This is a genomic window from Alkalimonas sp. (genome assembly GCF_020831925.1).
GTDB lineage: Bacteria > Pseudomonadota > Gammaproteobacteria > Enterobacterales > Alteromonadaceae > Alkalimonas.
In genome coordinates this window covers 14021-34998 of the sequence record NZ_JAFIFQ010000031.1, presented here as the reverse complement: position 1 = coordinate 34998, position 20978 = coordinate 14021, and the positions used below count along the sequence as shown (strand labels likewise).

The following is a 20978-nucleotide window of genomic DNA, read 5'->3' as shown; positions in this document are numbered from 1 at the left end:
CTATCCCAACCTAAAAGTTAGAACTTGTGATGCAAAAATGCAAATTTATTGTTTATTTGGGGCTGGGATTGTCTTATGTCGGACCCTTTAAAACGCTGCAGCCGGCCGGTATCAATCCATACGCTGTACGCGTTTTGCCTGATGAATCGCCTCCAACCTTGCCTGTTGTAGAGCTTGCTTGATGGCGTCGCCCTTCATGCCAGGCTGTATCAGGGGTTTGATATCCACAGTGCGAGCGGCCGCGGCCAGTTGCGGCAGGAGCTGTTCGGCCGGGTAGTCGGCCTGCTCAAAGCCAGTGCGGCCGCGCAGATCGGCGATGCAACAGCAGATAATGGCATCCAGCCGCTCGGGTTTGCGCCACAGATCAATACCATCAAACAGTTTTAGTACGGTACTGGCTTTCAGCTCTGCCGCCCGGTGGATCAGCTGGTGGTACTGGCAGACCAAGAGTGCCAAATCCCGGCAATCGTTCGGGACTTTTAAGCGCTGGCAAAGCTGCTGAATCAGCGGCAGGCCGGTGTGTTCATGGCCATGATGGGATGGCCAGTGTTCTGGCGGGCTGACACCTTTGCCTAAATCATGCACCAGGGCGGCAAAGCGGATATCGATGCGTTCGGAGAGCTGGGTTGCCTGCTGCAGCACCAGCAAGGTATGCACACCGGTATCAATTTCCGGGTGCCACTTGGCAGGCTGGGGCACGCCCCAAAGCGCATCGAGTTCCGGCATCAGCTGTTTTAATGCGCCGCAGCGCCTCAGCAGCTCAATAAATGCCTCGGGATGCCGGGTGCTCAGGGCTTTACTCAGCTCTTGCCAGACCCGCTCGGCGCTGAGCGCCTGCAGCTCGCCACTCTCACTTAGTTGTTGCATCAATGCGAGGGTGTCGTCGGCTACCTGAAAACCCAGGTGGTAATAGCGGGCATAAAAACGGGCCACCCGCAGCACTCGCAGGGGATCTTCGGCAAAAGCCGGTGAGACATGGCGCAGCACCCGCGCTTTCAGATCCGTGACGCCACCATAAGGATCGACGAGGGTGCCGTCTTCGGCTTTGGCGATGGCATTGATGGTCAGATCGCGCCTGGCCAGATCTTGCTCCAGCGTGACATCGGGCGCAGCGTAGGTCACAAAGCCGGTGTAACCCGAGCCTTGTTTGCGTTCGGTGCGGGCCAGGGCATACTCTTCTTTGGTTTTGGGGTGCAGAAATACCGGGAAGTCTTTGCCGACTTGCTGGTAGCCTTGATCCAGCAGTTGCTGCGGATGCGCACCCACCACTACCCAGTCCCGCTCGTGAAAGGGATAATCAAGCAGTTCATCGCGGACCGCACCACCGACAAGATATAGTTGCACAGGCTTTTCCAACGTCGCTTTTTTTGCCATTATACCGAACCACTGAAATTTTTCAGCGATAAGCACAGGATGCGCGCATGTACACCGGCTTTTTTGGCCTGCACAGTCAGCCTTTTTCCATAGCTCCGAACCCGGATTTTTTGTTCCTGAGCGGGCGTCACGCCGAGGCATTGGCGCATTTACGCTATGGCCTCGGTGATGCTGGTGGCTTTGTGCTGTTAACCGGCGAAGTAGGTACTGGCAAAACCACAGTTTCGCGTGCCTTGCTGCAGGAGCTGGATGAAAACACCGAACTGGCTTTTATTCTGAACCCGACCTTGTCGGAGCTGGAACTTTTAGCAACCATTTGCGACGAACTGCGTATTCGTTACAAAAAATCCGATGCCAGTCTGAAGCTGTTGGGCGATAAAATTAAAAATCGTTTGCTGAAAAATCATCAGTCGGGCAAACAAACACTGCTGATCATTGATGAAGCGCAGCACTTGCAGCCGGTGGTGCTGGAGCAACTACGGTTACTGACCAATCTGGAAACCAACAGCCGTAAGCTGTTGCAGGTGATTTTAATTGGTCAGCCGGAGCTGCAGCAATTATTGCAGCGTTCTGACCTGCGCCAGCTGGCGCAGCGCATCACGGCGCGTTACCATCTGATGCCGCTGACTGAAGCCGAAGTGCAACAGTATTTAAGCTATCGCTTGAAAGTGGCGGGCTCTGAGCGGCCGGTGTTTGAAGCTGCCGCTGTTCGCCAGTTGTATCAGCGCAGTCAGGGTATTCCGCGTTTGCTAAACTTGCTGGCCGACAGAGCCATGTTGGCGGCTTTTGCCCGCCAGAAACCCTTGGTGGGTAAAGCGGAAGTGCAGCAGGCCGCCAACGAAATTTTACCGGCCAGTGCCGGCCCTGCTCCGGCGCTTCAGCCTGGACAGTGGCTCTGGTTGCTGGCTCTGATCCCGTTCATGGCGGGGCTTGGCTTTATTCTTGCCCGCGTATTGGGCTAGGTGGTTTGGGTAGTATACCTCGCCATCTAAAACCAAGTGTTTAGATGGCAACTAGCAGGACAAAGCGTTTGGCTTTGCAGGAGTGATGCATGTCCATTTTGATGGATGCTTTAAAACAGCAACAAAATATCGCTGCCAATACCACAGCGTCTAACCGGGTAGCACCTTTCTGGCTGGGTGTCCTGGCTGGTGCCGCTATTCTTAGCCTGGCACTGGCTGCAGGGTATTGGCTCGGGACGCAGCAGACGCCTGCTGCAGCAATGGGATCGGGTCAGAGCACTGAGCCAGTGGTGGTGGCTAGTCAGCAACAGATCCTGGCGGCCTTATCCGAAGTGCCCGTCACCACCAGCGAGTCTAAGGTAGTAGAGCCTGTCGCTGCTACAGAGCGAACAGCGACCATCGAACCAGTAACTGTGGGGCCTGAACCACTTGTTATTGCTGCGGAGCCTGAGTCTCGTCCTGCCCGAGCTGCCTTGCCATCGCTCGATGAGTTGGAAGCCACCGAGGTATCGGCAGAGCTGCAGCAACGCTTTTCTCAGGTAGTGGATGAGTTGGAGCAAGCCGGGCAGCGCCGTGAGCATGTGCGGGTGCACGATGCCCCAGCTCGGGATATTTCCGAGTTGGCGCCACAGGTCCAGCAACAGTTGCCGCCGATGCGTTTTGAAGCTCATGTGTTTGCCAGTGTCCCTTCCAGGCGTTGGGTGAAAGTGAATGGACGTACTTTACAGCAAGGCCAGTGGCTGAGCACCGATATCCAGGTGGTGGAAATTCATCCAAACCATGTAGTATTACGCTATCGGCAGCAGGAGTTCAGTATGGCGGCGCTGAGTGAATGGTCGAGGTGAGTCAGAGGTAATTACTGGCTTCCAATCCGTATTGCTCCAAATCGATGCAGTAGTCGATGTGCTCTTCCTGATGCTTGGCCAAATCCAATACTTTAGCAGGAAGGTGGTGTTGATGCTGGCTGTGATAAAACACTTTGACCTTGGGTTGGGTCGGTTTCTTCGGATTATTTTCCAGCACCAGCGCCAGTTTGCCACTGTGTAGTTTCACCACACTGCCGGGTGGGTAAATGCCGATGCAGCGAATAAAGCGCTGAGTCAGTTCACTGTCGAGCTGATCGGGCGTTTTTTCCAGTAATTTTTTGCTGGCCAGCTGTGGATTCAGTGGCTTTTTACCGATGGGGTGCGACAAATTATCGTATTGATTGACAATGGCCAGCATTCGGCCGCCCTGGCTAATCTGGTGGCCTTTTAAACCTTTAGGGGAGCCGCTGCCATCCAAATGAGCGCAGTGCTGTGCCACCCATAACGACACTTCTGCCGGCAAGCGGTTCATTGGTGCCAGCAGTTTTAGGCTAGCTGGGATAGCGTCGATATCGCTGGTAGCAGCGCCCAGTGTGACTTTCCCTATATCGTGCAGCAAAGCAGCCATGATGAGATCCTGCAGCTGACCTTTCGATAGTTGCAGTTGCTGACCAAAAGCGGCCATATAGACGGCACAGTTGATGGCATGTTGCAGCAAATCATCACTGCTTTGAGCGATACGGCTTAAGCACAGCAGTACATCCTGATTTCGGCTGACTGAATCCGCCAGGCCGCAACTGACTTCCTGTACCAGCTCCAAATCGATGCTTTGCTGACGACGGCAGCTATCAAACAGCCGGCTTTGCTTTTGTTTGAGCTGCTGCCAGGTTTTTTCAGCCTTGGGTAACTCGGCGGAAAAGTCGACCCGCGTGAATTCGCTCTCATCCGGGGCTTCGGCGGTTTGACTATCAGCCCCTGCAGTATCGTCATTTGAGGATTGTGGCTTATGTGCGGCCAGATCCGGATCGATCCAGACTCGGAGCACGCCTTTTTTACGTAGCAGCTCTATGGTTTTTTTACTTCGCACAAGGCCGGCTTCTTTAATGAGCACATCGCCAGTCTGCTGGCTGACACGCACCACAAAATCACCCGGTTGCAACTGCTGCAAGGTTACTTCCTGTAATGCCATAGGGTTGGGGTTCCTCAAACTGCTCCAAGTCAGTTTATAGTGTAGCTCAGTAACGCTAAATTAACAGTAGGGGCCAGTGCCGTCAGAATGAAAAACAGCCAGCCCGGTTGGGCTGGCTGGATAGGGCACGAAATGACATGGCTGCTATTTCAGCAGGACAATTAAATATTATCCGCCATCGTCATTAGCGAGGCGTTGCCACCAGCAGCTGTGGTGTTAACCGTGATGGTTTTTTCAGTCACCAGACGATGCAACAAACGATGATCCGCCGGTGTGGTGATCAGCGGCAAAATCGCCCCTTCACGACTGGCGATCAGCTCACCGGCCAGTGGTTTGATGGCTGTACCGGATTGCACGATGGCACCCGCCAGGTCTGGTGCGGAGAGCAAGGTGGTCATGCTGGTTAGCTTGATCACTGCCATCAAATGAGCCGGCATGCCCGCTTGAACCAGGGCTTTCACCACCGCTTCTGCTTCTGGAAGGTCTTGTTCCTCCACGGCGGTGATTACCGCATTGCCTGCGGCAATAGCGGTCAGGGCACTGAGTAACCAGTGACTGAAATCCGCCGTCTCGTCGCGCAGCAAGGCCAGGGTACCGCGAGGCTCCAGCCAGAGGGTATTGCTTTCACCCGTAGGTCCTGGCAAGCGAATCGGTTGAGCCAGTTCTTGTTCAATCAACCGCAATTGACTGCGGGCAACAGAAATAACCTGCTCCAGATCCGGCTCCAGCTTAGCTACCACCGTATTTGCGGCCAGTGAGGCCAGAAACTGGCGCAATACCGAACTACGTTGAACAATCGGTGTTTGCTGCCAGATGGCCTGAGCCGTAGCTGCCGCTGGCATGGCGTAAGCAACCGCCCGGCTGGTGGTTTCTGCCAACAACAGGGAGCGCTTTTGCTCAGATAGTTCAGCATCTTCTATTGTCAGATTGTCTTTGACCAAACGGCTTAAGTAGAAAGGACCACCGGCTTTAGGGCCGGTACCGGACAGGCCGCGACCACCGAACGGCTGCACGCCGACTACAGCACCAATCATGTTGCGGTTGACGTAGATATTACCGGCTTTGATCGACTGGGCAACCCGCTCAGTCACTTCTTCAATCCGGCTGTGTACGCCCATGGTCAGCCCATAGCCGGTGGCATTGATCTGCTCAATGACTTTATCCAGCTCTGGGCCTTTAAAGCGAATCACATGCACCACAGGGCCAAACACTTCCCGCTCCAGCAAGGTCAGATCGCTGATCTCATACAAGTGCGGTGCGAAGAAAAAGTGACGATCACCTTCTGGGATCGGGCAGGCATAATGCAGCGTGGCTTTATCGCTTAAGTACTGCACATGGCTGGTCAGGCGTTCATGCGCTTTGGCATCGATCACCGGGCCTAAATCGCTGGACAGAAAGGCCGGATCGCCTACCGTTAGCTCTTTCATGGCGCCAACCACCATTTCGATGACGTCATCGGCAATATCTTCTTGCAGGAACAAGACACGCAGTGCCGAGCAGCGCTGGCCAGCACTTTGGAAACCAGACGCTATCACGTCATCCACTACTTGCTCTGGCAGAGCAGTGGAGTCGACGATCATGCAGTTTTGACCACCGGTTTCGGCAATCAAAGGTACTGGCTCGCCGACGCGCTCCGCCAGCTTACGGGCAATCCAGCAACCAGTTTCGGTCGAGCCGGTAAACATCACCGCCTGAATACGTTCGTCCGGCACGATGTGCTCACCGACCTGACGGCCCGGGGCGATCACCAGCTCGACTACGCCTTCAGGCAAGCCGCATTGCTGCATAATCTCCAGCGTGCGGATTGCTATCAGGCTGGTTTGCTCAGCAGGCTTCGCCACTACGGTATTGCCAGTGACGATAGCTGCGGCGACCTGGCCAAGGAAAATAGCCAGCGGGAAGTTCCACGGGCTGATGCAAAGCACCACACCACGCGCTTCGCTTTCTTCTGGTAACTCCTCAGCACGGGCAGCGTAATAACGGCAAAAATCCACCGCTTCGCGCACTTCCGCAATACTATCTTGCAGGGTTTTACCGGCTTCTTTGATGCAGATAGTCAGTAATTCGTCCTGATGGCTTTCCAGCGCATCGCCGATTTTGCGCAGTAAGTTAGCACGTACTGCTACCGGGGTTTGCGACCAACTGTCAAAGGCTTGCTGGGTTCTTGCCAGGATAGCCTGCATGGCTTCGGCATCGGCGTATTGAATGTAACCTACCACCTCGTCCAGATTGGCCGGGTTGGTGACCGGATGCCCATTAATTGGCTGTTCCAGTTTGGCAATCACCGCCAGCCAGGACTCCATCGCCTGCTTGATGGGGATCAGTTGATCGCAGTCGCTGATGTCGGTGCCGCGAGAGTTCAGGCGCTCACTGCCATACACATCAGCGGGCAGTGGGATTTGCCGGTTGCGTTTTTGCCGCCAGTTACGCACGGTTTCCAGTGGGTCAGCCAGCAGGCTTTCGACTGGAATGGTTTCATCAATGATGTTGTTGACAAAAGAGCTGTTGGCACCGTTTTCCAGCAAACGACGCACCAGATAGGCCAGCAGATCCGCATGCTCACCGACAGGGGCATAGATGCGGCAAGGTACTTTATCATCACGCACTACCTGATCGTACAGCGCATCGCCCATGCCATGCAGGCGCTGGAACTCAAAACCGCTGCGATCCGGTGCCATTTCCAAAATGGTGGCCACGGTGTATGCGTTGTGGGTGGCAAACTGTGGGTAGATGGTGTCGCGATAGGCCAGTAGCTTTTTGGCGCAGGCCTGGTAGCAGACGTCGGTGGAAGGTTTGCGGCTAAACACAGGGAAATCGTGCAAGCCTTCAACCTGGCTCAGTTTAATTTCGGTATCCCAGTAAGCACCTTTCACCAGGCGTACCATCATCTTGCGGCCAACTTTTTCAGTGAGTTCGCGCAGCCAGTCAATCACATGGATGGCACGTTTTTGATAGGCCTGCACGGCCAGGCCAAAGCCCTCCCAGCCATCCAGTGCCGGATCGCTGAACACCGCTTCAATAATATCCAGCGATAAATCGAGCCGGTCGGCTTCTTCAGCATCCACGGTAAAACCAATGTTGTACTGTTTGGCTGCTACGGCCAGTTGCTTCAGAAGGGGGATCAGCTCGGTTAAAACCCGATCGCGCTGAGCGAATTTGTAGCGTGGGTGAATGGCCGACAACTTAACGGAAATGCCCGGGCTTTTAAAGGGGCCTTTACCAACCGCTGCTTTACCAATGGTCTCGATGGCGGTCAGATAGCTTTGGAAATAGCGCTCGGCATCGGCCATGGTACGAGCACCTTCACCCAGCATGTCGTAGGAATAGGTATAGCCGCGCTTTTCCTGCTCTTTCGCACGCTCAATGGCGCTGCTGATGGTGGTACCCATCACAAACTGGGTGCCCATGATTTGCATGGCATAGCGCACTGCCTGGCGGATCACCGGCTCGCCCAAGCGGCCACAGGTACGTTTTAGCAGGCCAAACTGCTGAGCTTTACGCTCATCGCTGTAGTTGACCATTTTGCCGGTCATCAGCAAGCCCCAGGCCGAGGCATTGACAAAAATCGACGAGCTGTTGCCAAGGTGCGAGCTCCAGTTGCCTTTGGCCAGTTTGTCGCGAATAAGGCGATCCATGGTGTTGTTATCGGGTACCCGCAGCAGGGCTTCAGCCAGACACATCAGCACCAGGCCTTCTTCGGTCGATAAAGAGAATTCATTCAGCAGGGCATCGACACCGCCTTTACCTGTCTGGGCTTTCCGAATCGCCAGCACCATTTGGCGGGCCCGCTCCCAGGCCCGGCTACGGGCATTGTTGCCAACATCGGCCTGAGGCAGTAAGAAATCCAGCACCTGATCTTCATCGGCACGGTAGAAGTCACGAATTTTTTGGCGCAGAGGGTTGGTGGCCTCCAGTGAGTCACGAAATAACATCAAAACCTCCCGATAAAAACCATAGCTAAGTATGACGCGCATTCTAGGAAAAAGTTGACCAAATAGGGTGGTTTATTTTGCCTTTAAACCGGATATAATTCGGCCAAATGGCGAAATTGCCCTAAAAATTACTGTGAGCCTGCCCATGGTGAAAGTACGTGCCCTCGATCGGATAGATATGAATATTCTGGAAACCCTGCAGCGTGAAGGGCGCATTTCCAATGTTGAGCTGGCGCGGCGGGTGAATTTAAGTGCCAGCCCCTGCATTGATCGGGTGAAAAAGCTGGAACAAGAAGGCTATATCGAACGTTATGGCGCCCAGCTTAACGCCAGTCGGCTGGGTTTTGGCACTACGGTATTCATTCAAATCACGCTGGATAATACCACCAGCGATGTGTTTGATCGCTTTAAAGAAGATGTGCTGAAAATTCCCCATGTGGTGGAGTGCCATATGGTGGCTGGTGGTTTTGATTACTTGCTAAAGCTGCGTTTGCCGAATATGGATGCTTACCGCATCATTCTGGCCGAGATTGTCGACCTACCTGGCGTGATTAAAAATCATACCTATGTGGTGATAGAGCAGGTGAAAAAAGACGAGGGACTGCCGCTTAAAGCCAACGAACAGCTTTAAAAGGCCTGTCTTTGCAGACAGGCCTTACGACTTACATCCAGCGTTCGCTGTTTTTCCGCCGAGGCATTAGCAGCGGCAACAACAAGCCAAGTAAGAGACCAAAACCCAGAATAGCAGCACCCAGTACTTTGGGGTTTTGCCAAACACTGCTGTGTTCGGCATCAAACTGAACTTTTAGCTGCTCGTAAGCGCTATTGGCAACCTGCAACTGATCACGCACCCGGTTGTACTCTTCGGTACGGGTCGACAGTTCGCGGCTTAACTGCTGGTTTTGTTGTTGTAACTGATTCAGTTCTGATTGTTGCTCAGTTAATTGCTCATTCAGTTGTTGCAGTTGTACCGCCATACCGGGTGAGGTTGAAACGTATTGACCAGGGAGCCAACCACGACGATTACCTTCAAACTGAATTTGGACGTAGCCTGAGTCTGCATCCCTGTCCAGCAGCTGGATGGCATCACCAGCATTGACGGTACCGATAATACGAAACTGGTTACTTGGTCCTGAGTGAACATAAACAAACAAGGCATCGCTGATAAAAGCGGGTTCGGCAGTGTCGCCGTAGCTGTGCGAAGGAAAAATCAGAGCTACACTTAACAGCAGTGTACAGACAAAAGCGGTGGTTCTGAACATGGGCCATCCCGTGACGGTAATCATTTGGTTCTACTGAGTTCGTATCAGGATGATAGGGAGTTGTGATCGAATTGACAAGTCTGGCAGGAAAAGTCTTGTTGGCCTTGCTCAGTTATTTTAAGGTAACAGAAACAGAGCTGGCGGAAAATGACCATGGCGATGGAAATTGAGTTGAAGTTTTTGCTGCAATCGGTGCCTGCTACCGAGTTGGAAATCCTGTTAAAACCCATGGTGCAGCAGCTGCAAGCCGGTAAGGCATTGCATCTGCGCAATGGCTACTATGATACGCCAGAGCACTGGTTCCAGCAGCATGGTATGGGTTTGCGTAGCCGCCAGCAAGACGATGATATAGAGCACACCATTAAATTGGCGGGGAAGCAGCACGGTGCCTTGCATGCCCGCCAGGAATACAACGTGAAGGCCAGCCAGCTCGTACCTCAGTTGGCTGCTTTTCCTGCTACCATTTGGCCGGAGCACACCGATGTTCAGGCTTTGCAGCAACAGTTGACCGAATTGTTTCGCACTGATTTTTGCCGTCAGCCTTGGTTATTAACGCTGGCACAGAATACGCAAATTGAGCTGGTGCAGGATGAAGGTAAGATAGTCACTGCCGATAGCCAGCAACCAATTTCTGAGCTGGAGCTTGAACTGAAATCCGGGGATGTCAGCCAGGTCTTTGTGTTGGCCCGGCAATTGGTGGCGGCCTTGCCATTACGATTGGGCGTGCAATCCAAAGCCGAGCGGGGCTATCGTTTAACCGGCTCCAAACCTTTGCAGGTCAAAGCGCTGCCATCTGAGGCAAGCCCGGTATTGTTGCTGCGGCTGCTGCAACACAATGAAGCCTGCTATATGCAGGAGCATAGTCCGGATGCGATGCTGACGGTTTCGCTGGCGCTGAACCGGATTGCACAGTGGCTGAAAACACAGCCCGCTTTGCAGCGCTGGCAGCCGATCTGTACCCAGCTCTCAGCCAAAGCAGCGCAAAGCAAAGCTGACCAGCAACTATTTTATGGCTCCGACTACAATTTGCTGCTGCTGGCGTTGTCGGAGTTCTTTCTGATAGCTGAGCAGTAACACCCCAAATGAATGCATTCAATAAAGCGCTGGCGCTCTGCCAGCACCTGCCCGGTTTTACCGAGCTGACTGAACCACAGCAACAACGCTTAGGCTGGTTGTGCCGTTGTAGCCCTTTTTTAACTCGCTGCTTGCAGCAGCAACCTGAGCTGATGCAACTGCTATTGGACGATCAGGTACTGGCAGCACCATTGGATTTGACCGATCCGCTGACAAGCTTGGTTGAGCAGGATGAAGCCAGCGTATTTAAAGCCATTCGTCTGTTTCGCCATCGCAGCCTCGCGCAGCTGCTGGCGGCTGATTTGCTGCAGTTAAAAGCTATTGCTCAGGCTTTGCAGGAAGTGTCGGCACTGGCTGAGCGCTGCATCAACAGTGCCTACCATTGGACCTACCAGCAATTAACCCCTCAGTGGGGCACACCTTTGACCGACAGTGGTCAGCCAATGCCACTGTTAATTTTGGGCATGGGCAAGCTAGGCGGTGGTGAGCTGAATTTCTCTTCCGATATCGATCTGATTTTTACCTACCCGAACAATGGTGAAACCCAGGGCGGGCGGCGCAGTACTGAACATCATCAGTTCTTTTTACGGCTTGGCCAGAGGTTGATCGCCGCTTTGCATCAGGTCACTGCCGATGGTTTTGCTTACCGGGTCGATATGCGTTTGCGGCCTTTTGGTGACAGCGGGCCTTTGGTGCTGAGTTTTGCCGCTATGGAAGATTATTATCAGGAGCAGGGGCGGGACTGGGAGCGTTACGCCATGCTCAAAGCCAGGGTGATGAACCCGGATGGTCAGTACAGTGCTGAACTCAAGCAATTGCTGAGGCCTTTTGTTTACCGGCGTTACATTGATTTTTCGGCCATCGAGTCGCTGCGCCGCATGAAACAACTGATAGAGCAGGAAAACCGCCGTCGTAATCGCAGCGACAACATCAAGCTGGGCGCTGGTGGTATCCGTGAAGTGGAGTTTATCGTGCAAACGCTGCAGCTGATCCGCGGTGGCCGCATCCCACAATTGCAAACACCTTCTATTCTGCAGGCGTTACCGCAACTGACGACACATGGGTTGCTGGATGCAGCCCAGCAGCAGCAACTGACCAACGATTATCTGTTTTTACGTCGGGTTGAACAGCTACTGCAGGGCATGGACGACCAACAGACTCAGACTTTGCCAGACCAGACGGAGCAACAAGCTTGTCTGCTGGCGATGCTGCAGCTCAGCAACTGGAGCGAGCTGCAGCAACAAATTACCGATGCCATGCTCCGTATTCACCAGGAGTTTTTGCAGGTGATTGAACCGGAAGAGGCGGCCGAGCCGGATGAATTATTGGTCGGCAGGCTGCTGTGGGACAGTGCACAAAGTGCTGAAGAGTTGGCTGAGCAGGTAGATTGGCTGAACGCCGAACAGGCTGGCAAGCTGGTGGCTCAGGTACTGGATTTTCGTCAGGAGTCTCAGCGCCGTGCTGTGGGGCCCAGAGGCCGCGATTATTTAGCCCGCCTTATTCCTCAAGTGCTGCATTTGCTGGCCTCCAACCAGGTCGGTGTCTCGGTGCTGGAGCGGATCTTGCTGGTTTTTCGCAGTGTGATGACCCGTACTGCTTATCTGGAGCTGTTGTTTGAAAACCCGTCTGCCCTGCAGCAACTGGTGACCCTCTGTAGTCAGAGTCAGTGGCTAACGGAGCAACTGGCACGTTACCCTATTTTGTTGGACGAATTGATTGACCCGGCGCAGCTGTATCAGGTGCAAACCAAAGCGGATTACCAGGACAGAGTACGCCAGCGGTTGCTGCGTGTACCTGAAGAGGATCTGGAGCTGTTGATGGAAAGCCTGCGTCAGCACAAACAGGCCCAGCAGCTGCGGATTGCGGCGGCCGATATCAGTGGGGCTTTGCCGCTTATGCAGGTTAGTGATCATCTGACCTGGCTCGCTGAGGCCATGATGGAGCAGGTGGTGGAGCTTGCCTGGCAGCAAATGGTGGCTCGTTATGGCTATCCGGCAGGTTTAGCCATGGGCAGTGACAAAGGCTTTGCAGTGCTGGCCTATGGTAAGATGGGTGGGCTGGAACTGGGCTATGGCTCCGATCTGGATCTGGTGTTTGTGCACAATTGCGATAGCCTGTCACCAACCTCGGGCGATAAAGCCATCGACTCCCGGCAGTTTTATTTGAAACTGGTGCAGCGTATTCTGCATTTATGCACCACCCGCACCGCCAGTGGTGTGTTGTACGAGGTGGATACCCGCTTACGCCCATCCGGCAATTCCGGACTATTGGCCATTCATCTGCATACCTACCGCGACTATTTGGCAACGGAAGCCTGGACCTGGGAGCATCAGGCGCTGGTGCGAGCGCGTCTGGTGTATGGCGATGCTGTGATTGCCGCGCAGTTTTCACAGATCCGGGCTGAGATTTTAAGCAAAGAACGTGTCATTGCCAGCTTGCAACAGGATGTACTTGGCATGCGCGACAAGTTGCGCCAGCACCACGGCAGTGACAATGAGCAGCTTAAGCATGCCAATGGTGGCTTGATTGATTTGGAGTTCATTAGCCAGTATCTGGTACTGGCGCATGCCAGCAACCATGCTGGCCTTTATCAGTACAGCGACAATATTCGTATTCTGCAGGCTGCCGGTGAGGCCGGGCTTATATCTGCAGCCGAGGTAGAGGGGCTGCAACAGGCTTATCAGTTGATGCGGGCAGTGCAGCATCGCCTAACGCTACAGCCGGTGTTGCCCCCGGAGCTATCCGGGCTGGCGGATGCCAAGGCCGCAGTGCAGGCAGTTTGGCAAAGGTTGTTTAAGGGCTAGCGCCGGCTTAAACGCTGGCAGTTTTGCTGCACATAAGGGTTGGGTTGATCGGTAATCACCAGCGCACGTTCTTTATGGCAAATATAACTAAGGATAGGGCTGGGGAAGTCGGGTTCAATAGCCGCCGCTACTTCGCTGATGGCCGCCGTCATGCTGCCATTGGTCTGAAAGTATTGCTTCACCACATAATCCCGCGGCAGCGTCCAGTAAAGTTCCAGGCCTTCGGCCTGGGCGTATTCTTCCAGTTTGGTTTTGACGGTATCGCCTTCGCGAAATCGGCGGTCGGTTTCACGGCCTTGCCAGTTTTCAGCCAAAGGTGAGACTTGCCGTGCCCGCTGCTCCAGTTGCTGCGTTAAGCGGTGGCTGGTATCGGGCAGGCTGATGACAAAGTCACTAAGTTGGATATCGGCGATGGTACCGCGGATGCGTTCGTAAAAGCTGCTCAGCCCCTCGGCAGCGCGATTGCTTTGTTCCCGCTCCAGGTTAAAAAAGTCGGGCCGAAACAGCAATAAGTACACCAGGCCGGATAACAGCACTGTGATAATCAGACTTCGGATCCAGAACCACATTGTACTTACCCCATATCGATGCCAGCTGCTGCTTTGGTCATTAGTATAACCCCGGATCGTCCGGATTGGGACGGGTTTTAAAGCGTCGGTGCAACCACATGTATTGCTCTGGCGCGCGCAGTACGGCTTGCTCAACCCAAGCGTTGATTCTACGCACATCGGCAGCGTCATCCCCTGAAGGGAAATTATCAAATGCAGGCAAGCACTCTATCTCGTATCCCTGGTTGTCAGGTAATCGACGAGTATAGACCGGGATCACCTGGCAGTTAGCATTGCCGGCAAACAGCAGGGTACCGGTAGTCGTGGCTGTTTCTTTGACCGCAAAAAATGGCACAAATTCGGCTTTTTTACGGCCATAATCCTGGTCCGGTAAGTAAAAACAAACTTCACCCTCATCCAGCGCCTGCAACAGGGCTTTGACTTCCCGCTTGCCAATCATGTATTTGTTGGCTTTGATGCGGCCCCGGTATTGCAGCCAGTCCATCAAGGGGTTGTTGTGCGGCCGGTAAAAGCCGACGCTTGGCAGGCTAAAGCCAAAGATACGGCCACCCGCTTCTAAGTGCAGCATATGTGAAGCCAGCAACAGCACGCCTTTACCTGCCTCGCGGGCTGCCTGAATGTGCTCAAAGCCTTTTAATACACCAAAGCGCTTCAGACGCCAGGCAGGCCACCACCAACCGATAATGGTATCGAACAGGGCGCGACCGCTTTCTTTAAAATTGGCCTGCAGCAACTGCTCCCGTTCAGTGGACGTCTTCTCCGGGAAGCAGAGTTCCAGATTGCGTCTGGCTACTTTGGCTCTTGATTTCAGCAACTTTAACAGCAAAATGCCGATGCCATCGCCGAGCTTCATCAACACGGCATACGGCAACCAACTGATCAGCCACAGCATGGCGCAACCCAGCCAAATGCCCCAGTAGCGGGGATGCAGAAAAGACCATTGAAATTGCGGCGCTTTAACCACCCCAAACCCTCAGTTTGCCAGAAAGGGGGCTATTGTAGCGGAAAATTATGGTCAGACAAAAGGTTAGCGCCGGAAAACAAAGAACGCAGCAGATGCTGCGTTCTTTGAGCGAATAAAGTGGGGTAACGATTATAAGGTCAGGGCGCGGTTGATATCTGCCAGATCCTGTTCGGTCAGATTACCCGCCGCCAGTTTCAGATCCAGCACCGATAAGATGTAATCGTAACGAGCCCGTGACAGGTTACGACGAGCATCGAATAGGTTACGGGTACTGACCAGCACATCGACAATAGTACGGGTACCGACTTCAAAACCGGCTTCGGTCGCTTTCAGGGCGCTTTCTGCCGAGACCACCGCTTGCTCCAGCGCCCGGATGGACGAGGTTAATGCTCGCACATTGTTGAAGGAGCTACGAACCTGACGAACGGTGCTGCGATAGGTTTGCTCTACCAGCTCGCTGGTTTCAACGAAGTTGGCCTGGGCCACATTCACACCAGCGTTCACCGAGCCACCCCTATAGATGGGGACCCGGACATTAATACCTATTGAACTGCTATCTTGGCGGGGACCAGTGCCGCGCTCGATAAAACTCGAGTCGTAGCCACGGGCCTTGCTGCTGCCTATATTGGCTTCAAGACCCACCGTTGGCAAGTGACCAGCTCTGGCGCGATCAATTTCAATACGCGCGATTTCCAGACCAATACGCTGGGCTTGCAGCTCGAAATTGTTTTCTTCGGCAATGCTCAGCCATTGCTGCGGCTCGGCAGGGTTAAGCGGTGCTGTGCTGAATAAATCAGTATTCAGACCTGCCAGTTGACTGTGGTATTGGCCGGTGATTTCCCGCAGCTGTTCAAGCGCAATTTCCAGATTGTTTTCGGTGGCGATTTCACGTGCTACGGCATTATCAAACTGGGCCTGGGCTTCATGCACATCGGTAATGGCGGTTAAACCGACGGCAAAGCGCTGTTTGGTTTGTTCCAACTGACGTTCAATCGAGCGTTTTTCTGCCTGAATAAAGGTTAAATCGTCTTTGGCTTTTAATACATTGAAGTAAGCATCGGTAACTCGTACGATCAGAGCTTGAGCCGCACTGTTGTAGAAGGTCTGGGCTTGCAGTGCCTGTTTTTCGGCAATATCAAGGTTTTGCCAGTTGCGTCGATCATAAATACTTTGATCCAACCGAAAGCCTGCACTTAAAGTAGTTCTGTCATCACCAAAGGTCCAGTCGCGCTGATCGGCACGGGTTAGACCGGCGCTAAAGCCAATGTCAGGCAGTAAACTGGCTTTGCTGATATCAATACGGGCAACAGCGGCATCACGGCTGGCGGCAGCACGCTGAATGACCGGATCTTTTTGCGTGGCCAATTGATAAACGCTTTGCAGGTTGTCAGCTAGGGCTGGCAGACTGAAGACGCCAAACGACGAGCACAACAGGGTAGCGACTAATTTTTTATGCATGAGCAGGGGATCCTGAGTGAATCAAACTGAGTAAATGATAACCTGTTTGTGGTTTGAGTGTGAAACCGTAAACCGTAAAGTTATCCCTTCAAATGTAACAGAATGTGAGTACGCTGATGTCAGAATTCAAGGCCATAGAGTATCCTGTTTTTTCTGAAAAAGATGTAGAGATACGCGACCAAAGCACGGTTTTTCAGGGTTTTTTCAAAATTGATCGTTACACCTTGCGGCATAAATTGTTCGGCGGTGGCTGGAGCGACTGGATGCCGCGGGAGATTTTTGAGCGCGGTCATGCCGCCGCTGTGCTGCCCTATCATCCAGCCAGCGATCAGCTGGTGTTGGTCGAGCAGTTTCGCGCCGGTGCCTTAGCATCGTCGCCCAGTCCCTGGTTGCTGGAAATCATTGCTGGCATGGTGGCGCCCGGCGAAACCATGACAGAAGTGGCTATACGGGAAAGCCGTGAAGAGGCCGGGCTGACCATAACGGAGCTGACACCCATGCTTAGTTATTTGTCCAGCCCGGGAGGCACCACCGAGCGCATTCAACTGTACTTTGCTACACTGGACACTTTGCCAACCGAAGGTATTTTTGGTTTAGCGCACGAGCATGAAGATATTCGAGTGCACCTGCTCCCAAGGCGACAGGCCTTGCAATGGCTTGAAGAAGGCCGCATAGATAATGCAGCAACAGTGATTGCATTGCAGTGGTTGGCGCTGCATTATAACCAGCTGTTTCCCGCCTGACCGGCGCACTGTCTGCAGCCGTGTTGCAGACTGGAGCTAACAACAAGGGGTGTTCAAAGTAACTATGACTGCAAAGCCGACAGCAAAGCCGGCAGTAAAGCCAAAGTACCGGCCAAAACTGCCAGACTTTCTTAGTCTGTGCGAACGTAATTTCGCCCAGCTAAGCCCTTTGCTGCCGGCAGAACACGCTGTGGGTGAGCGTCAGCTGATAGGGCTGGACGATACCAGTTATTTCCGGCTCGAAGTGCTGGAGGTCTGCCCCTATACCACTGTATTACGCATTGTGCCGCTGCAGCATAGTGATTGGCCGGTGCCACAACCTGCTTTTGATGTGCGTTTGTACCACGACGCCCGCCTGGCCGAGGTCATAAGCTGCCATGGTCGCCGCGGCTTGAAAGCTGTGTATGATTACCCCAATACCGAGATGCTGCAACCGGACGAAAAACGGCAGGTGAACCGTTTGCTCAGTGACTGGTTGCGGCTATGCCGGCAACAAGGCTTTCGGGCTGAACCGGTACTGAGTTGATAACGAGCGTTAGATGCTAGCTTACCACTTTCCTGAGCAAGACCAGCTGCGTTTGGTACAACTAACAGATTGCCATTTGCTGGCCGAGCCAGATGCTTTGTACCAGGGCGTACAGCCCTATCAACAACTTGCTGCTGTGTTGCAGCAGTTGGCTGGTGAATGGCCGGATGCTTTACTGCTGACGGGGGATTTAAGTCAGGATCACAGCCTGGCGTCCTATCAGCATCTGCAGGCTTTGATGCAACAGGTACCGGTGCCGGTGTTTTGGTTGCCTGGAAATCATGACGATAGCCAGCAGCTGAGTGAGTTACTGACGCAAGCGCCGTTTTTACCACATAAATGTTTGTATGCTGCCGGCTGGCAGCTGCTGTTGCTGGATAGTACTGGCCCGACCCCTGCCGGCTACTTTCCGGCAGAGCGCCGGGCCGAATTGGCAGCGCAGCTGGATAAACACAACCAGCCTGGCTGGCTGTTTGCCCACCATCATCCTTGGCCCATTGGCAGTTCAATCGATCGCCACGGTTGGCAGGATGCGGAACCATTTTGGCAATTGTTGCAACAGTATCCTCAGGTGCGAGGTCTGGCGCATGGGCATTGTCATCATGCCTATCGGCATCGTCAGCAGGGCATTGAGTTGGTCGGTTGCCCGGCAACTTCGGTGCAGTTTCAACAAACGACCGAATGGCAGACTGACGCACAGGGACCGCAATGGTGCGACTGGTCTTTTCATCACGATGGCAGTGTTCAACTTGATTTTAAAAGGATCATGCCATGAGTTTGATACTCTATCTGCATGGCTTTGCCAGCTCATCGCAGTCAGATAAAGCGCTGCAAACCCGGGCTTATTTTCAGCAGCATCACCCGGAGATTGAATTGCTGGTGCCGGATTTACCCTATACCCCGACCGAAGCTTTGGCCGAAATCAGCCAGTTGTTGGCCGGCCGGGTACCAACGGCGGTGATTGGTAGCTCATTAGGAGGCTTTCTTGCCACCTGGCTGGCGGAGCAGCATGACTGTCGTGCTTGTTTAATTAACCCGGCGGTGGCCCCTTATCGACTGTTGCGTCAGCATCTGGGCCTGTATTTTCACCCGGTGCGTCAATGCCATTACGAGGTATCTGAGCACGCCATGGCGGTGTTGCAGCAACTGGAGCCTTCAGTACTTGCCAAGCCGTCGAATTATCTGGTACTACTGCAAAGTGGCGATGAAGTGCTGGATTACCGTCAGGCCCTGCGGTTTTATCAGCACTGCCAATTGGATGTGCAGCAGGGCGGCGATCACAGCTATCAGAATTACGTGCAACAATTGCCAGCCATCGTGCGCTTTTGTTTGCAAGCCGATGAATTTCGAACACAACAGGTAATGTATCGACCATGACAGCTCAAAGCTATAACGCCGATTCGATTGAAGTCCTTACCGGGCTTGAGCCCGTGCAGCGCCGTCCGGGCATGTATACCGATACCTCCAGACCCAATCATCTGGCGCAGGAAGTCATCGATAACAGCGTCGATGAAGCCCTGGCCGGACATGCCAGTCAGATTAAAGTGACTCTGCACCCGGATCAGTCGCTGGAGGTGGTGGATAACGGTCGCGGCATGCCGGTGGATATTCACCCGGAAGAAGGCGTCTCTGGGGTTGAGTTGATCTTCTGCCGGCTGCACGCCGGTGGCAAGTTTTCCAATAAAAATTATCAGTTTTCCGGTGGCTTGCACGGTGTTGGGATCTCCGTCGTCAATGCCTTATCCACTCGGGTGGATGTCACGGTTCGACGTGATGGCAATGTCTATGAGATGGCGTTTGCTGATGGCGCGAAGACGCAGGAACTCACCGTTACCGGCACTGTCGGCAAGCGCAATACCGGTACCCGGGTGCAGTTTTGGCCCAATGCCGGCTACTTTGACTCGGCCAAGTTTTCTGTGCCCCGCCTGTTGCATGTGCTAAAAGCCAAGGCGGTACTCTGTCCTGGCCTGAGCATCGAATTTGAAGACAAGATCAACCATCAGAGCTATAGCTGGTGCTATCAGGATGGCATCCGCGATTATCTGGCCGAAGCGGTCAAAGACTTTGTTGCTTTGCCGGAGCAGCCCTTTGTCGGCAACTTTAACAGCACCCAGGAAGCGGTCGAATGGGCCATGCTGTGGTTGCCGGAAGGCGGTGATCTGGTGAACGAAAGCTACGTCAACTTGATCCCAACCGCGCAGGGTGGTACTCACGTCAATGGCTTGCGCCAAGGGGTGCTGGAAGCCCTGCGTGATTTTTGTGAGTTTCGTAATCTGCTACCACGTGGCATTAAACTGTCACCGGAAGATGTCTGGGATCGCTGCAGTTATATTTTATCGCTGAAAATGCAGGACCCGCAGTTTGCCGGCCAAACCAAAGAACGCTTATCGTCGCGCCAGGCGTCGGCTTTTGTTTCTGGTATTGTTAAAGATGCCTTCAGCCTGTGGCTGAATGAGCATACCGAAATAGCTGAAGCGCTGGCTGAACTCTGCATCAGTAATGCCCAAAAGCGACTGAAAGCAGCGAAAAAAGTCGTGCGGAAAAAAGTCACCTCCGGCCCGGCTTTACCCGGCAAACTGGCGGATTGCTCAGCGCAGGACTTGCAGCGAGCCGAGCTGTTTCTGGTGGAAGGGGACTCGGCCGGTGGCTCAGCCAAACAAGCGCGGGACCGTGAGTTTCAAGCAGTGATGCCGCTGCGCGGAAAAATTCTGAACACCTGGGAAGTCGAGTCCGGCCAAATTCTGGCCTCGCAGGAAGTGCATGATATTTCAGTTGCCATTGGCATGGACCCGGATTCTACCGATTTATCGGCGCTGCGTTACGGTAAAGTCTGTATTCTGGCCGATGCCGACTCCGATGGCTTGCACATTGCTACCTTGTTGTGCGCCCTTTTTATGCGCCATTTCCCTGCTTTGGTGGAAGCCGGCCATGTCTATGTTGCCATGCCGCCCTTGTACCGCATCGATATTGGCAAGGATGTTTATTACGCGCTGGATGAAGATGAGAAAAACGGCATCCTGGACCGGATTGAAGCTGAGAAGAAAAAGGGTAAGGTCAATGTGCAGCGCTTCAAAGGCCTTGGTGAGATGAACCCACTGCAATTGCGGGAAACCACCATGGATCCGAACACCCGCCGGCTGGTGCAGTTGACCATCGATGACCAGCTGCAAACCATGGAGCTGATGGATATGCTATTGGCGAAAAAGCGCTCCACCGACCGCCGCCAGTGGCTAGAGCAAAAAGGCGACAAGGCGATTCTTGCCTAGCTGCCTGATGCAGGTATACTGGCTCGTTAACAAGGTTGGTTCGCTGGAG

17 protein-coding genes are annotated in these 20978 nt (G+C 53.6%); 10 read left to right on the top strand and 7 right to left on the bottom strand.

Translation table 11 applies throughout. The annotated features are described in order from the left end of the window. Window positions 1-111 precede the first annotated feature (111 nt). The gene (locus JJU14_RS10835) at window positions 112-1344 is read right to left on the bottom strand and encodes a multifunctional CCA addition/repair protein (protein WP_228613418.1); all 1233 of its coding nucleotides are present in this window, start codon (window positions 1342-1344) and stop codon (window positions 112-114) included. A gap of 77 nt (window positions 1345-1421) precedes the next feature. Here JJU14_RS10835 and JJU14_RS10830 point away from each other — a divergent pair, with 77 nt between their 5' ends. Then, on the top strand, window positions 1422-2336 hold the full coding sequence (locus JJU14_RS10830) for an AAA family ATPase (RefSeq protein WP_228613415.1): 915 nt from the start codon (window positions 1422-1424) through the stop codon (window positions 2334-2336). An 89-nt stretch (window positions 2337-2425) separates the two neighbouring features. Then, window positions 2426-3181 (top strand): general secretion pathway protein GspB, encoded by a 756-nt coding sequence (locus JJU14_RS10825; protein ID WP_228613412.1) that lies wholly within the window; start codon window positions 2426-2428, stop codon window positions 3179-3181. 1 nt (window position 3182) lies between these two features. On the opposite strand, the gene JJU14_RS10820 is transcribed toward JJU14_RS10825, so the two are convergent. Together JJU14_RS10820 and putA are read right to left on the bottom strand one after the other, a co-directional pair. After that, window positions 3183-4331: an HD-GYP domain-containing protein gene (locus tag JJU14_RS10820; RefSeq protein ID WP_228613409.1), complete on the bottom strand. Its 1149-nt coding sequence runs from the start codon at window positions 4329-4331 to the stop codon at window positions 3183-3185. A gap of 161 nt (window positions 4332-4492) precedes the next feature. Further along, entirely contained in the window at window positions 4493-8263 is a 3771-nt protein-coding gene (putA, locus tag JJU14_RS10815) for a bifunctional proline dehydrogenase/L-glutamate gamma-semialdehyde dehydrogenase PutA (RefSeq protein ID WP_228613406.1), read from the bottom strand. A 145-nt stretch (window positions 8264-8408) separates the two neighbouring features. On the opposite strand from putA, the gene JJU14_RS10810 reads away from it, so the two are divergent. Beyond that, window positions 8409-8894, top strand: coding sequence for a winged helix-turn-helix transcriptional regulator (locus JJU14_RS10810; protein ID WP_091339548.1), 486 nt, complete (start codon window positions 8409-8411; stop codon window positions 8892-8894). 31 nt (window positions 8895-8925) lie between these two features. On the opposite strand, the gene JJU14_RS10805 is transcribed toward JJU14_RS10810, so the two are convergent. Next, window positions 8926-9525: a TIGR04211 family SH3 domain-containing protein gene (locus JJU14_RS10805; protein WP_228613404.1), complete on the bottom strand. Its 600-nt coding sequence runs from the start codon at window positions 9523-9525 to the stop codon at window positions 8926-8928. 153 nt (window positions 9526-9678) lie between these two features. Between JJU14_RS10805 and JJU14_RS10800 the strand changes: the two genes are divergently transcribed. After that, a complete protein-coding gene (locus JJU14_RS10800; protein WP_228613402.1) occupies window positions 9679-10599 on the top strand; it encodes an inorganic triphosphatase in 921 nt (306 codons plus the stop codon). An 8-nt stretch (window positions 10600-10607) separates the two neighbouring features. Further along, window positions 10608-13403, top strand: a complete 2796-nt coding sequence (gene glnE, locus JJU14_RS10795; RefSeq protein WP_228613399.1) for a bifunctional [glutamate--ammonia ligase]-adenylyl-L-tyrosine phosphorylase/[glutamate--ammonia-ligase] adenylyltransferase — start codon at window positions 10608-10610, stop codon at window positions 13401-13403. Here glnE and JJU14_RS10790 read toward each other — a convergent pair. The 3 genes from JJU14_RS10790 to tolC form a co-directional block, all read right to left on the bottom strand. Next, complete coding sequence (locus JJU14_RS10790; RefSeq protein WP_228613397.1) at window positions 13400-13972, bottom strand: TcpQ domain-containing protein; 573 nt, start codon at window positions 13970-13972, stop codon at window positions 13400-13402. The genes glnE and JJU14_RS10790 overlap by 4 nt on opposite strands. Window positions 13973-14012: 40 nt before the next feature. Continuing rightward, on the bottom strand, window positions 14013-14936 hold the full coding sequence (lpxL, locus tag JJU14_RS10785) for an LpxL/LpxP family Kdo(2)-lipid IV(A) lauroyl/palmitoleoyl acyltransferase (protein ID WP_228613395.1): 924 nt from the start codon (window positions 14934-14936) through the stop codon (window positions 14013-14015). A 129-nt stretch (window positions 14937-15065) separates the two neighbouring features. Next, entirely contained in the window at window positions 15066-16394 is a 1329-nt protein-coding gene (gene tolC, locus JJU14_RS10780; protein WP_228613393.1) for an outer membrane channel protein TolC, read from the bottom strand. A gap of 116 nt (window positions 16395-16510) precedes the next feature. On the opposite strand from tolC, the gene nudF reads away from it, so the two are divergent. From nudF to parE, 5 genes are all read left to right on the top strand, one after another. Further along, complete coding sequence (gene nudF / locus JJU14_RS10775) at window positions 16511-17137, top strand: ADP-ribose diphosphatase (RefSeq protein ID WP_228613391.1); 627 nt, start codon at window positions 16511-16513, stop codon at window positions 17135-17137. A 64-nt stretch (window positions 17138-17201) separates the two neighbouring features. After that, window positions 17202-17663 carry a DUF1249 domain-containing protein gene (locus JJU14_RS10770; protein WP_228613389.1) on the top strand — a complete coding sequence of 154 codons (462 nt, stop codon included), beginning with the start codon at window positions 17202-17204 and terminating at the stop codon, window positions 17661-17663. Between the two features lie 13 nt (window positions 17664-17676). After that, the gene (locus tag JJU14_RS10765; RefSeq protein ID WP_228613387.1) at window positions 17677-18438 is read left to right on the top strand and encodes a metallophosphoesterase; all 762 of its coding nucleotides are present in this window, start codon (window positions 17677-17679) and stop codon (window positions 18436-18438) included. Next, window positions 18435-19040, top strand: coding sequence for a YqiA/YcfP family alpha/beta fold hydrolase (locus JJU14_RS10760; RefSeq protein ID WP_228613385.1), 606 nt, complete (start codon window positions 18435-18437; stop codon window positions 19038-19040). The genes JJU14_RS10765 and JJU14_RS10760 overlap by 4 nt, the downstream gene beginning before the upstream one ends. After that, entirely contained in the window at window positions 19037-20929 is a 1893-nt protein-coding gene (gene parE / locus JJU14_RS10755) for a DNA topoisomerase IV subunit B (RefSeq protein ID WP_228613383.1), read from the top strand. Before JJU14_RS10760 ends, parE begins: the two co-directional genes overlap by 4 nt. The last annotated feature ends 49 nt before the right edge of the window (window positions 20930-20978 follow it).